Raw genomic sequence first — 14,275 nt, forward strand, 5'->3', positions numbered from 1 at the left:
GTTTTAGCGGCGGAAAACGCGAAGGCTGAATATAAACCAGGCCATAAACAACGTCAGAAAAATGACCAAACTCAGGGAGTCCGGGACAGCCAAATGCTCAAAAGCAATGCCGATGACAGCACAACCTAACGCCGTAAATGCCAGCATCGTCAGCGACTGACGACTGCTCAGACCACACTTCATCAGAATATGATGAACGTGCCCGCGGTCCGGACGGAAAGGGCTATGCCCTTCCCGCAGGCGGCGCAGGGAGACGGCGCACATGTCAATAAGCGGAACAGCGATAAGCCACAGCGCAGTGACCGGTCTCATCGCCCGCGCTTCACCCTGACTTGCTGATACCAGCAGCCAGATTACCGTAAACCCTATCAGCGTACTGCCGGCATCTCCCATAAATACCTTGCGTCCCTTTCCCTGCCAGATGCCCAGGTTAGCAGCCATATAAGGTATCAAAGCCAGGACAAGGGCAATGCACCATTGCCCCATTTTGAGTTGTCCCTGCCCCTCGTACAACACCGCCAGTGCGCCAAAGGTAATGAATGTGATCGTCCCCAACAGGCCGTCAATACCGTCAATCATATTGAAAGCGTTAATTGATGCCCAGACGGCCAGCAACGTGACCAGAAAGCCGAAGGGTCCCAGCGCAATGGTCATGCCGGGGAGTAATTCACCTAATGTTTCCAGCACCACGCCCGCATTCATCATCATCAGCGCCGCCACCCCCTGCCCCAGCACACGCGGCAGAACCGGCAGATTAAACCGATCGTCAAGAATACCAATCACCATCAGCAACGAAGCGGCTGCCCAAAGTACCGTTTGATGCGCAAACCAGTGAACATTCAGCAACATAAGGATACTCATGCCACACCACAGCGATATTCCGCCCACCAGCGGGACGTGGCCTTCATGCTGTTTGCGCAGATCGGGTTTGTCCAGTAATCCGATGATATTGGCAACGTAACGTGAGAAAACCAGTCCGGCCTTAGCGCTGAATAACACTATCAGATAGATCATTTTCCGACTGTCCTGTCCATGCCATAACTGTAGCCATAATCGCTATAGCCGGTTCTGTAAATATTCGCGGCGCGCCGTATCACATCGTTCAGAATAACGCCGGGCATACTGATGTCCGCCATTTGCAGTCGGCGGGTACAAACCAGCACTTCTTTAATGCTGGTCACACCAAAACGCGCCACCAGAAGCGTAGAAGCACATTGCCGTCCGACCAGCAGCGCATCGGTCACCGCCAGTACCGGTGGGGTATCAACAAGCACAACGTCATAATGCTCGTTCGCCCACGTAATAAGATCCTTAAAACGCTCATGCATTAGCAGTTCCGCGGGGTTGGTCGGCGTTTGACCACGGGTAAGCACGTCAAAACCACCATCCGTGAAGTGTTGAATAGCTTCCTGAACACACATTTCCCCAGCCAGTATTGACGATAACCCTTCGTCATTATTGAGCATGAAAATACTGTGCGAGTACCCTCTGCGCATGTCGGCATCAATGAAAAGAACCCGCTTCCCCGCCTGAGCAATAACCGCTGCAAGAGAAGTACTGACCAGCGTTTTGCCGCAGTCCTGTGTGGCCCCGGTCACCATCAGGACGTTATTGCCTGCTTCCATCATGGAAAAATGCAAACTGGTCCGCAGCCCGCGAATAGCTTCAACAAAGAGATCCATCGGTCTTTCAAGAGGCAGAAACGGGACATCGTGAGTTTTATGCCTCATCTGCGCGGAAAATAGCTTGCGACGGCGTAAACGCGTTTTATTCGCCAGCCATGCCGAGCGTGGCAACGTTGCATATACGCCGATCCCCTGATCTTCCAGTTGCTCTGGCGTCTCAATGCCCTTGCGAAACGCGGCGCGCAGGAGCACAACGCCCACCGAGAGAATAAAACCAAACAGTGTCCCTAGAATGACAATCATCGCCTTTCGGGGTTTGATCATCTCCGGTTGCGTGACGGCGCCATCAATAATGCGCACGTTGCCTACGGTACTGGATTTCGAAATCGTCAGTTCCTGCTGGCGCGTCAATAACTGAAGGTAAACGGCATGGCCCGTGTCAACCTCCCGACTCAGGCGGATGATCTCCTGCTGTGTGGAGGGCATTTCAGTCACCCTTAGAGTCAGGCGATCTTTTTCTTTCTCCAGCGTCTGGCGTTTTTCAGTTAACGCCCGATAGATGGGGTGATCCTTTTTATAAAGCTGTGATATTTCTGCCTCACGGAAGGTCAGTTCATTAAGCTGTTTATCCGCGTTCACAATCTGCTCAAGCACCGATTTTGCTTCCAGATTCAAATCCACGGAATCGCGTTTTTTACGATAGCCGTTGAGACGCTCTTCCGCCTGGTCAAGGTCACGACGCACCTGAGGCATTTGGCGCTGTAAAAAAGCGAGGCTCTTCGAATCCTGGGCGGCCTGCCGCTCAATGTTCTGCTGGAGATAATTATTGGCAATACTGTTCAGCGTCTGTGCGTTCATTTCGCCATCCGGGCCGGTCAACATCAGCGTTAGCATTCCGCTGTCCTTTCCTGACTCTGTGACGGTAAAACGTTTTTTGAGTTGGTTAATGGCTTCAAGTTCGGAAAGCGTCCTTAAGGAAAAGCGTGCTCCAGGTTCAGCTGTTATCCCTTTGATCTTCAACGATATACCGTTGAGTTCAAGTCTTTCACCCGTGCGCCCGCGTGCAACATTGCCCTCTTCGTCTTCAATGAGAAAGCCATTGTTCTTTTCGACCGTGAGGATCAGGCGCGCCGACTTGCCATTTCGCAGCGGAATGTTCATCCAACTGATATCGAGTTTTCCCGGTTTTTGCCCCGTCACTCGCGCCCAGACTTTACCGATAACCGGGAAATAAACGGGTTGAATGACGTGATCTAAATGAAGATCGCTCACCGTTTTACCCAGCACTAACCGCGATTGAAGCAGTTGCTTTTCTGCGAAGGTATCCGGCGAAAGCCCCGGGTTAAGCGACGCCAGATTCTTTAATAGATAGTTTTCCTGTTTTTGTTCAACCTGAACCATGGCATCGGCCTGGTAAATGGGAGTCGTCAATAGCGCATAACTCCCGGCAAGCACCGTAAATACCAGGGTAACGCAGAGGATGATTTTCCAGTGGTCAACCATTTCGCCCAACAGGCGCACCAGATCCACCTCTGGGCTCTGGTGATCGGCGTGCGCATTCTGAGAAGACGTTAATTTTGAAGACATACAAATCGGTTCCCTTTTACTTGCTCAGTCTCTTAGCCCACTCGAGGCTGGCTTCGCCAAGCAAGTTGTAAACATGTTCAAATGCATGATGGCTAAACTGAAACGGATCGGGGATTTCCTGGCTTCCCAACCATCGCCCGAATAACAACGTTTTTCCTCTGACCTCCGGTGCCATACGGGTGATATGCCGAATATGCTCCGGAGCCATAGCCAGAATCAGGTCATAGTGGTTAAACATTTGTCGGGTTAGCGTGCGGGCAACATGGCCGTCAAGCGAAAGCCCATTCGCAGCGGCAACCCTTTGCGCGCGGATGTCGGCAGGCTTACCAGCCAGACTATGTGTGCCAGCGGAGTCGATCCGCATTCCCGGCAAGCGTTGACGTAGCAACCGCTCCCCCAGTGGGGAGCGGCAGACATTGCCTGTGCAAATCACCAGAATCGAACTGAACATTATTCAGGCCAGGATTTGATAAACCGAACGGTTTCGGTCAGATCGTGGACTCCACTGATCGTCGGAATAAGTTGTGAAATCACGCGATTCCAGCGCGACACAGGTGCTGTAGTGACATACACAATGTCATACGGTTCCAGTTGAAATTCGGTACCCAGCACCATCGCCGAGGCATCTTTGGCATTGAGCTGATAAATATTGGCGATTTTCCCCGCTTTCCGGTTTTTCAGCGCCGAACGGATGACAAAAACCCCCGTTGCATCGGCCATATCCTGATTCAAGCCGCCGGCATTTCCCAACGCTTCGGCAAGGGTCATGCCACTGCGGTCCATCTTGAGGGTGCTCTGCTTCACCACTTCGCCCATCACGAACACTTTCAGCGCGTCATTACGCGGAACAAACAAGATATCGCCTGGGTAAAGCAACCTGTTCTGGGTCAGATCGCCATGCTGCATAAGGGCATACAAAGAAACTGGCATATCCTGGCCATTATGCGTCAGGACCACGTTGCGCCAGTCCGCATCAGCGGATAACCCGCCTGCCGCATTCACCGCGTCCATCACGGTAAGAGGAATATTTGAAATCGGCTGCTGACCAGACTTTTGCACTTCACCAGTGACGTAAGCTTTTTGCGAACGGAACGCCGCGACACTCACGTCAACCTGCGGGCTTTCGATGACATTTTCCAGGCGGTCCGTAATGGCTTCGCGAACCTGAGATACGGTTTTTCCGGCAACCTTAAGTTTCCCCACGTACGGGTAGAAAATCGTTCCATCGGAATTCACCCAGTTTCCGGTATCGCTGGCACTGCGATATTGTCCCGCAGGTGTGGTTAACTCTGGGTGATCCCAAACGGTAATTGTCAGAATATCACCAGGACCGATTTGATATTCCCAACGTTTCAACTGTTCATCCAGCTTCGTGTTAGGCTGAGATTTCATCAGTGCCGGGCGCAGTGAATCTATTAAAGAAGGCGTTATTGAATAAACATCGATCCGCTTATCAATATCTTCATTATCATTTGGCTGATAAATCATATTTTTTTGCGAAAGACTAAGGTGCTGCCCAGGAAAAAGGACGCACCCTGTCAACTGACTCATAGCAATGATCAAAAAAGGGAAAAATATTTTATTTTTCATTTATATATACTGTTGTGTATGTTCTTTATTTGGTGTTGGAGTTTTGTTGCATTAGCGCGCATGGGGAAGAGTCAAAATATTGATTCCCCTATTAGTTAACTTAACTGAATTTAATGAGCAAATATATTAATAAAATCCGATATTACCCAGTGATAAAACAGGCAACATTGATTAGTTTATTGTATATTAATGATTCGCTTTAACGAATGCGGCGGATAATAATTGCTAAAATCCGCAAAAGCAATTTGTTTGCAAGTACATAGTTCAATCGTAAGTAATTATTAAAAACAGCTCACATATTAACAAGGATTACTGCCACGTACTTTACATGGCAGCTATATTTCAATTCATTAATTTTTACAATCAACGACGTAAAGCACATGTTGAAATTATTGACGCTACCACCAGGCGTGAAAATGATGGACGGGGCCAATACCTTCCCCGACTTCCAGCGTATCCGCCTGGGCAAGCGCGGCAGAGAGCCAGACTTTCGCTTCCTGAACGGTATCCTCCCATCCGGCATGACGCGGACGTAAAGCGGCCAGTGCCGCCGACAGTGTACAGCCGGTGCCGTGGGTGTTTTTGGTTATCACGCGCGGCGCAGTAAAGCGCTGTTCACCGGAAGCAGTAAAGAGCCAGTCAGGGCTCTGTTCATCATCCAGATGTCCCCCTTTCATCAGCACGGCACCGCACCCCATTGCCAGCAGTGCTCGCCCCTGTTCCAGCATCTCTTTTTCTGAACAGGCGTGTGGTGCATCCAGGAGTGCGGCAGCCTCCGGCAGATTCGGTGTGATGATCGACACCCGCGGTAACAGGCGGGTACGCAACGTCGCAACAGCAGATGGAGAGAGCAGTGGATCGCCACTTTTTGCCAGCATGACCGTATCGAGTACCACACTCTGCACCTGATGACGCTGCAAACGCTCCGCAACAGCTTCAACAATATCCGTTTCTGCCAGCATCCCGATCTTGGTGGTATCAATGCGAACGTCGCTGAACACTGAGTCGAGCTGGGCAGCAACAAAATCGGGTTCGATCCGGTATACCGACTGAACGCCGCGCGTATTCTGCGCCACCAGCGCCGTAATCACTGAGCAACCGTAAGCGCCAAGAGCAGAAAATGTCTTAAGATCGGCCTGAATGCCCGCGCCGCCGCTGGGGTCAGTGCCGGCGATGGTTAACGCATTGATTCGTTTCATAACTGCACCTCCGCATCCAGGTTGTAAAGCGCATCAAGAAACGCCGGAATAAAGCTGCCCGGCCCGTGACATTCCGCCGTTGCGCGCTCACCGGCCTGTTTCATCCAGCTACAGCCTGAAGCCACGTTTTCCAGCAAATTACCCGGTAGCGCGCAACAGGCCGCAACTACCGCAGAGAGCGCGCATCCAGTGCCGACGACTTTCGTCATCATAGGGTTCCCCCCTGACACGGCGATGGTACGCTGGTCGTCTGTGACGTAATCCGTTTCACCTGTCACCACCACGATAGCCGCAACCTGCTTTGCCAACGCTTGTGCAGCGGGTAAGGCCGCAATGGCGGTATCCGTCGTATCGACACCGCGCCCACCGGCTGCCATTCCTGCCAGCGCGAGAATTTCCGACGCGTTGCCACGAATGGCGGCTGGTTGTAAAGAAAGCAGCTCAAGACAGAAGCGGCGACGAAAATCGAGTCCGCCCACCGCAACGGGATCCAGCACCCACGGCGTTTTTCCGGTATGCGCCTGTGTAACCGCCGCGTGCATTGCCGCTGTTTGTGACTGTGTGAGCGTGCCGACATTGATCAATAGCGCATCGGCCACGCTGGCAAACTGTCTGGCTTCTTCAGGTTCAATCACCATTGCCGGTGAAGCGCCCAGCGCCAGCAGCGTATTGGCAGTGAAGCTCTGTACAACATCATTGGTCATACAATGCGTTAAGGGTGAAAGAATACGGAATTGTTGCAAGGTACGAGCCGCCAGGGTGCGGCTGTGCAGGTCAGGCTGCATGATTACGCTCCTGCCCGCGCGAAGAAGTGACACGAGCAGTGTCTGACTTCCCTACGCTGGCATTATCCAGATCAGGTGGTACGGGTATTTCTCAGCCTTCGCAAGGAAGGGCACCCCGAGTCAAACTACATAAAAGAGATGTAGTGCATGCAGCCTAAGGTAATCAAAACCCTATTGCAAGGGCTGAAAGGGGCAGGTAAATCTCCACGACCAATTCCGGATATATTCTATATTGAAGGGGGAGAGAGAGCGTAAGGTTACATTTGTTACGATATTTATGGGAATTTCACAATCACGTGCTTGTCAGGTGTATTGCATCACGGGAAAGATACACAACTGATTTAGCAGACTTAACACTGGAGAGCGTAGAAGTATGAAAAATAAATGGGTGCTGGGCACGCTGTTCCTCCTGTCCAGTACGGTGTGGGCCGCACCTGCTGCAACTGCTGCCACCAAGGGGATCGATCAATACGAACTCAGCAGCTTTGTCGCCGACTTCATTCATTTCAAACCGGGCGATACGGTGCCGGAAATGTATCGCACCAGTGAATACAATATCAAACAGTGGCAATTGCGTAATTTACCTGCACCGGACGCCGGAACGCACTGGACTTACATGGGGGGCGCGTATGTGCTGATCGGCGACGCTGATGGCAAGATCATTAAAGCCTATGATGGCGAAATTTTTTATCATCGCTAAAAAAACGCACCCGCATAAGGGTGCGTAAATGGTCTGCTTTGAACACGTTTTAATGATAATCGACAACCACTTTCACTCTGCTCATGGCTTCACCTGCCGTCACTTTCCCTTCATAGGTTCGAGTTCGTGCGTAGATATTTATTGGCACGGTGCCTCCCGTAACTGCTGACGACGTGTAGGGGTGGGAACTGCCATATCCAATACTTGTCGTTCCATCCATTGATAGCTGAAATCCCACCGCACCTGCACTGGCGGAAGATGTGCCATAGTCATTGGTCAACGTCACGGCATCCGTCGCCAATGGACTGATCGGTTCAAAATAGAACACAACGTTATCCGGGGTAAATTTCAGACTTCCTGAACCGCTCCCCTGACAGGTAAATTGTACGGGATGAAGTTCGAACGGCTTTTTATTCAGGTCGTTGATATTTATAGTGCCCAAATCAATCTCCTGGTCACCAAACGCACAGGTCGTAATATCGAGATCCATAAGAAAATTGATGGTGTAATTGATTTTTTTGTCCAGAGCGCAGTTTGTGACATTCCCCTGGCAATAATCCAGATTCAACGTGGTCACTAACGGAATAATGGCCCCCGGCAGTATCACCTTTGCGCCGCCAGGAGAGTCAGCCTCCACGATGGAATAGTGAAGGACTAACCCTGCCATATCGAAAAAATCTGACAGCGTATATTTCGCTTTTGCCGGGATCTGGCTCTGTTGCTGATAGTCAACGCTAAAAGAGATAATGTAGTATTTGCTGCCCACCCGAAAGGCAAATTTATCGCTCTGAATGATGGCCATGACTGCCTTCAACCACGCATTCACGGTCGAGTTGCAAGACAATACAATCGTGTCATTCTGACCCGCCGCAAAAAGCCCGCCGTCAAGGGTGCCCGTCATGGCATTCGGGGTGAACGTATATTCTCCATTAATGCTATCCGGTGGAATAAAGTCACATTTATCGGCCTGCGCCCAAAATGAGCACAGGGTGAGCATCGCGAAGAGTATCCATTTCATCGTCATGATCCTTTTATTGGCAGGTATAGGTCTTGTTTGCATCAATCTCTTTATTGAAAGCGATAGTGCAGTAACGTCCCTGCTGTTTATCAACGGCGACCTTGATTATTTCCGGCACATCATTGGTTCGAATAAATAACCGGCTGCCCTGGCCAACGACGCCGATGTTATTGCCCTGTTGATCTTCTACCTCGTAGCCGAAGGTCAAAGGAGAACCATCCGCTTTGAGCGCTCTGAAATACCAGGGTTTGCGCTGATCGGTATCGAACCGCGCTTTAACAATAGCCCCGCGATAGGGAGCAACGCTTTTGCGGTTACCTTGCAATTCGGTTTCACTGTGCGTATTGGAAATATCCAGAGTAAGACGGTTCTCGCGATAGGCGCTTAAGCCGTCGTAGAGCACCATGCCTTTGGCATTGGTCATCCGATATTTCTGTCCATTGATATAAGCGCCTTCCAACCCCGGCGCTTCAATGATTGCAAACGTATCGGAAAGACGGTTGGCGAAATTCACGCCATCAGACCAGGCAACAACGCCTCCCGAAACGCTCACACCGCTCTGCGTATAGTCTGACGACTGGCTATAGCTGCCGCTTAATGTTGCCACGGGTGCCCGCCAGGTAAGGTTCGTTCCGGCGGTTGTTTCACTGTCCTGTCGCTGATGACTCAGGTTTACACCATAAGCAAACTGGTCGCGCTCGCCCGCAGTACCGGTCAGCCCGGTGTTATTTGACGCGAAGCCGCCCTCATCAAAAGTGGTGGAGTTCGAGAGATACAGTTGGCGCCTGGACGCAGACACACCATCGCCCCAGTCAAAGGGAATCGAAATGAAGAGGTTGAAACGCTTATCTTCATGATGATCTTCGTCGTAGGTCTGACTGGCAGACAGCGTATAGGTCAGTCGTTGCCAACTGTTGGAATAGCTCAACTGATAGTCTTTGCTGTTACCATTGCGCCCCCAGTAATCACGCCACAGAGTACTTAATGAAAAAGTCCCCCAGCGCTCAGGAAGCGGCTGGCTGATATTGGCGGAGAAACTGTTCTTACGGCCAAAATCATACTGATAGTAATCAGCAATATCGTAGATATCATTCTCGTCGCGCTGGTAGTTATTTTTGTTATTTGCCCAGACATGATCGTTAAAGGTGCGATAATCACGGGACGAATAGCGATACGCCGCCAGACCAAAACGCGTTCGGGTTTGCGAGAGATATTTATTCCACGCTATCTGATAGCTTTGTCCGTTAAAAACATCGCCATTGTCTTGTTTACTGTACGCCTGTGTGGCGTCGAGAGAAACGGCGCCAATACGCGTATTCCAACCGGTGCCCAGTGTGAACGCATTATAATTATCCCCCAGCATCGTGCCACCGTAGAGGGTCAACAGGTTATTGAGGCCATACTGATAGCTGGCCTGCACAAAATCACTTTGATGACTTGCACCTTCAATATGACTATGACCGGCAACGAAATCGTATTTCGCTACGCCAGGCTGGAGCATATTGGGAACAGATGAGTAAGGGACCAGATAAGTGATAATGCTGCCATCAGCTTCTTTGACACTAACGTCCAGATCGGCTCCACCGCCTGCCAGTTGCAAATCTGCAATCGCAAACGGTCCCGGCGGCACCTCTTTCTGGTACACAATAAAGCCGTTTTGCTCAATCGTGACCAGGGCGTTGCTTTGCGCGATCCCTTGCACGACGGGCGTAAAATTCTGCTTAGAGTTCGGCAACATTTGCATGTCGCGATACAGGCGGATCCCGCGAAAGCGAACTGCATCAAAAATATCAGATGACGTGTACATTTCCCCTGCGCGTAGCGTTCCAGTAATTTCCGGGATCCCGCGTTCCAGGTAGAGCGTATTACTCTTCCATTCTTCGCTATTATCGTCAGTTTTGCTGTAACTGGCGTCCGAATGCAACTGCCAGCCAAGCAGGTTCAAGCCACTATTAAAACGAGCGAACGTATTCTTACTGTTACCTGCATTTTTATAATCACTGTAGTACTGACTGACGTAATACGAGGTATACAGTGCATTAATACCGCGATCCCAGTTTTCCGGCTCAACGTAGCCATACTCCCGTTCGTTCACCCAGGCCTGAGGCACATTCAGGTCGAGGCGAAAACGGCCAATATCAAAAACATAATCGCCACCCTGCACAGCAGCTTTTAAAGGCACGCACCGACTTTCGTTAACCGTCTTAAGGTTCTCCGTTTTTATGCCCAGTTGTTGCAGGATATCCAGCGTTAAACAGGTATTGTCAGGTTCATCCTTAACATTTAACTCGTATTTGCCGCCCCACTCATTATTCACATAGAGGTCTAAACCGTAGCTGCCGGGCATAGGCTTTTCAGCATCTATGATAAAACGACTCCTTTTTTCGCCTTTCAGCCCCCCCATCATAAAATGGGTATCAAACGTCTCCTCCTCCGCAAACAGAGGAGACGAGAAAAGCAATATAAATATCGCAGAAGCTAGCGGAGTTTTCCGTAACATGGCCACACCTCATATTATTTAACCCGCACCATATCGCTGACATAATTCCCACGATCGTCAATAATAGTGATGTTATAATGACTGCTGGAACTGGATTTCAACGTAACAGATTGACTGGACAAAGGCGGTAGCAAAATGGTTTTGGCATTAAGCTGAACATTATGCACATCAATTTTAGGGACGGTGATCCAGTTAGCCGTGTCATTTTTAATTTGCATTGCGCCCTGTTTTTTTATCAAGGCGATTTTTTTAATACTATCTTGCGTTACCGTTGCAATACCTTTCGGCCGATATACCAGTTTTAAGCGGTTCTGCATGGCAAATTTCAGGGTGTTTTTCCCTTCCTGCTCGCTGACATTCGGCGGAATATCCAGCACGTTAAAATAGAAAAGGCTTTCTTTGTCGGCAGGTAACGAATTAGGCATTTTCTTGATTTTAATTTGCTGCCCTGATTTACCTTTAATGCGTACAACGGGAGGGGTCAATAAAAATGGCACCTGGATTCTTTCAGGCGGGATCGTCGTGTCGCCATCGTCAATCCAGGACTGAACCAGAGACGCTTTACTGCTCTGGTTCATCAGTTGCACGATAATTTCATTTCTCTCTGACGGGTAAATAACGCGAGTACCATAAATGACAACATCCGCGTGAGCGGGAAGCATAAGCGCTAGCAGGCTCGATAATAAAATCCGTTTCATATGTACGACCTTTATTTCAGATCGCTATTGCCGGAAATAGCCGACAATAGCGTAACGTTGCATACTAATCAGTTTCAACGGTAAATTTGATCGTTGATTTTACATCGCCGGCTTTGACTACCTGCGCCAGTCGTGCCCAACGGGCATCAAATTTGAGTGAATATACCACGCCACCGTCACCCGATGCCGTTCCGGTCAAACTGCTGACATCGACAATCTGGTTTTTTTGCGTAATTTGTACGCTTGCGGAATCGGTATTATGAAAATCTACCGCGAAGCCGACCCCGGTGGTATCGCCGCTATCATCCTGCAACAGCCCCGAATGGGTGTCAGAAAATAGAGTGGGATCAAAGGTAATTTGATTAAGCTTAACGCCGTCAGGACAAACGATCTCCAGCACATCCCCTTCGTTATTCCACTTTGTTGTATCCACTGCGCCGATACCTAACTTATAAACGTCAGAGGTTGAAATAACACCCATATCAATAGTTGCTGAATTGCCGCCATCGGAACTAAAGTGGCAGGAAGAACCTTCCACGGTGGCTTTAATTACCAGTTGGCCATCCTCAGTAACAACATTGGTATCCGCTGCGTTTGCCATGCCTGAAAATAATAATGGGAGAAATACTGTGAAAATAACGGACTTCTTCATAAGTTCATCCTTATAAATAGTTATCAGAAAGAATCCTTTTAATTGTGACAATTTGAAAGTCTCATGAAGATAACGTTAAGGCAATGTAAATGACTAGTTTTATTGACTTAACGCAAATAACATAATGCATTATATTGATGAATGATAATGTGCAAATAAATATTATGCAGAGGCATAAATTCCATAAAATGAATAGATTGATCAATTAGTGAACGAAGAAAGACCGTATTAAGCGCTAATACAGTCTTATATAATGATGTGTTGTTTGAAAATCAATCGTAAGTATTCAGAATAATTTGTCGCTGAGTATCGTTTGCGAGAGAAAGACGCGTCGTGATGATCCCCTGCCGCTGGCTTTGCTCCCGTGTTGACGCGAACGGTTGCACGACGTTCAGGCAATCTTTTTGCATCTCGCCGAGATCCAGGTCGATCAGACATGTGAATTCAACGACCTGTCCAACCAGGGTGATTTCGCCGTCCAGCTCGTCAGAAGCGAAAGCGTAAGAACTCATTCCATAAGCAAGCGCAAATATTCCCCAGATAACATTTTTTTTCATAGCAACATTCCTGATAAAGAGGGAAGTAATAAACAACGCCTTAATAAGATCAAGAATGGATGACAATGCGGAATAATACAACAGGAATAATAAATTCATAATACACATTCACCGCATCAATATATTACTGATGCGGTGACGCGTTATTTGCACCGAAATTATACGGCGCGGAAGGCTATTTCTCCGGGGATGACTTCACCCTGCCAGTACAGCTGTGCGGCAACACGTCCCGCCAGCTCACGATACATCACGGTAAAGTCGCTATCCGGGCGGCTGACGACGGTCGGCGTACCGCGGTCAAGATCTTCCCGCAGGCTGATATGCAGCGGCATCTGCCCTAACAACTGCGTGTGATACTGTTCAGCCAGTTTCTGTGCGCCACCGGTGCCAAAAATCGGCTCATGATGACCGCAGTTGCTGCAGATATGCATACTCATGTTTTCGACAATGCCCAGCACAGGCACCTCGACCTTCTCGAACATGACGATGCCTTTCTTAGCGTCAATCAACGCGATATCCTGCGGCGTAGTCACTACTACGGCACCGGTCACAGGGATGTTTTGCGCCAGCGTCAACTGAATATCACCGGTACCCGGCGGCATATCCAGTACGAGATAATCGAGATCCGGCCACAGCGTCTCCTGGAGCATTTGCATCAGCGCTTTACTGGCCATTGGGCCACGCCACACCATCGCATTGTCGTCGGTGACCAGATAGCCAATCGAGTTGGTTGCCAGACCGTGAGAAACAATCGGCGCCATGTGGGTACCGTCCGGCGAGGTCGGACGCTGATTTTCCGCGCCCAGCATCGTCGGGATGGATGGACCATAAATGTCGGCATCGAGAATGCCCACTTTCGCCCCTTCTGCCGCCAGCGCCAGCGCCAGGTTTACCGCCGTGGAGGATTTCCCCACGCCGCCTTTACCTGAGCTGATGGCAATGATGTTCTTCACACCGTTGACGCCCGGCTGATTTTTAACGCGCTTCAGGGTCGCGATGTTATGAGACAGCTTCCAGTCAATGGCCTTTGCCCCGGTGATCCGCAGCAAATCAGCACTACATTGCTCTTTTAACACCTCAAATGCGCTGTGCCAGACGAACGGCATCACCAGCTCAACGTGAAGAGTGTCGTCCATCCAGGCGACGTGGTGTAACGCCTTTAGCGTCGTCAGATTATGCTTCAATGTGGGGTGCTGAAAATTCGCCAGTGTCCCTGCGACCATTGCGCGCAGCGTCTCTGGTGATTTAGCCTGGGATTGTGCGTTCATCCCGACTCCTTTTGTTGTTCTGAAAAGTACAATTGTAGCGACGTAGTGTACTCCAGAGGTAACGATTAATCATTTATGGTTTGATGCCCTTAATTC

General features: G+C 49.7%; 13 protein-coding genes and 1 riboswitch. Of the genes, 1 reads left to right on the forward strand and 12 read right to left on the reverse strand.

The features are described from left to right. Window positions 1-3 precede the first annotated feature (3 nt). The 6 genes from wecA to thiM form a co-directional block, all read right to left on the reverse strand. Window positions 4-1,014, reverse strand: coding sequence for a UDP-N-acetylglucosamine--undecaprenyl-phosphate N-acetylglucosaminephosphotransferase (wecA, locus tag HVY19_RS12925; RefSeq protein ID WP_181680980.1), 1,011 nt, complete (start codon window positions 1,012-1,014; stop codon window positions 4-6). Further along, window positions 1,011-3,212: a polysaccharide biosynthesis tyrosine autokinase gene (locus HVY19_RS12930; protein ID WP_181680981.1), complete on the reverse strand. Its 2,202-nt coding sequence runs from the start codon at window positions 3,210-3,212 to the stop codon at window positions 1,011-1,013. Before HVY19_RS12930 ends, wecA begins: the two co-directional genes overlap by 4 nt. A gap of 16 nt (window positions 3,213-3,228) precedes the next feature. Next, on the reverse strand, window positions 3,229-3,663 hold the full coding sequence (locus HVY19_RS12935) for a protein tyrosine phosphatase (RefSeq protein WP_181680982.1): 435 nt from the start codon (window positions 3,661-3,663) through the stop codon (window positions 3,229-3,231). After that, a complete protein-coding gene (locus tag HVY19_RS12940) occupies window positions 3,663-4,802 on the reverse strand; it encodes a polysaccharide export protein (RefSeq protein WP_181680983.1) in 1,140 nt (379 codons plus the stop codon). Before HVY19_RS12940 ends, HVY19_RS12935 begins: the two co-directional genes overlap by 1 nt. 398 nt (window positions 4,803-5,200) lie before the next feature. After that, a complete protein-coding gene (gene thiD / locus HVY19_RS12945) occupies window positions 5,201-6,001 on the reverse strand; it encodes a bifunctional hydroxymethylpyrimidine kinase/phosphomethylpyrimidine kinase (RefSeq protein WP_181680984.1) in 801 nt (266 codons plus the stop codon). After that, window positions 5,998-6,786: a hydroxyethylthiazole kinase gene (gene thiM / locus HVY19_RS12950; protein WP_181680985.1), complete on the reverse strand. Its 789-nt coding sequence runs from the start codon at window positions 6,784-6,786 to the stop codon at window positions 5,998-6,000. The genes thiD and thiM overlap by 4 nt, the downstream gene beginning before the upstream one ends. Before the next feature lie 31 nt (window positions 6,787-6,817). Beyond that, a riboswitch (TPP riboswitch) is annotated at window positions 6,818-6,914 on the reverse strand. 245 nt (window positions 6,915-7,159) lie between these two features. On the opposite strand from thiM, the gene HVY19_RS12955 reads away from it, so the two are divergent. Further along, complete coding sequence (locus tag HVY19_RS12955) at window positions 7,160-7,486, forward strand: RcnB family protein (protein WP_181680986.1); 327 nt, start codon at window positions 7,160-7,162, stop codon at window positions 7,484-7,486. 49 nt (window positions 7,487-7,535) lie between these two features. Here the strand turns inward: HVY19_RS12955 and HVY19_RS12960 are convergent, their stop codons facing one another. From HVY19_RS12960 to apbC, 6 genes are all read right to left on the reverse strand, one after another. Then, window positions 7,536-8,504, reverse strand: coding sequence for a fimbrial protein (locus HVY19_RS12960; RefSeq protein WP_181680987.1), 969 nt, complete (start codon window positions 8,502-8,504; stop codon window positions 7,536-7,538). 13 nt (window positions 8,505-8,517) lie between these two features. Next, the gene (locus tag HVY19_RS12965; protein WP_181680988.1) at window positions 8,518-11,004 is read right to left on the reverse strand and encodes a fimbrial biogenesis outer membrane usher protein; all 2,487 of its coding nucleotides are present in this window, start codon (window positions 11,002-11,004) and stop codon (window positions 8,518-8,520) included. Between the two features lie 14 nt (window positions 11,005-11,018). Further along, entirely contained in the window at window positions 11,019-11,702 is a 684-nt protein-coding gene (locus tag HVY19_RS12970) for a fimbria/pilus periplasmic chaperone (RefSeq protein ID WP_181680989.1), read from the reverse strand. Between the two features lie 64 nt (window positions 11,703-11,766). Beyond that, window positions 11,767-12,354 carry a fimbrial protein gene (locus tag HVY19_RS12975; RefSeq protein ID WP_181680990.1) on the reverse strand — a complete coding sequence of 196 codons (588 nt, stop codon included), beginning with the start codon at window positions 12,352-12,354 and terminating at the stop codon, window positions 11,767-11,769. A 272-nt stretch (window positions 12,355-12,626) separates the two neighbouring features. Next, window positions 12,627-12,911 carry a DUF2574 family protein gene (locus HVY19_RS12980; protein WP_181680991.1) on the reverse strand — a complete coding sequence of 95 codons (285 nt, stop codon included), beginning with the start codon at window positions 12,909-12,911 and terminating at the stop codon, window positions 12,627-12,629. Between the two features lie 158 nt (window positions 12,912-13,069). Then, window positions 13,070-14,179, reverse strand: coding sequence for an iron-sulfur cluster carrier protein ApbC (gene apbC / locus HVY19_RS12985; RefSeq protein WP_181680992.1), 1,110 nt, complete (start codon window positions 14,177-14,179; stop codon window positions 13,070-13,072). Window positions 14,180-14,275 lie beyond the last annotated feature (96 nt).

The organism is Citrobacter sp. RHB25-C09 (assembly GCF_013836145.1).
GTDB lineage: Bacteria > Pseudomonadota > Gammaproteobacteria > Enterobacterales > Enterobacteriaceae > Citrobacter_A.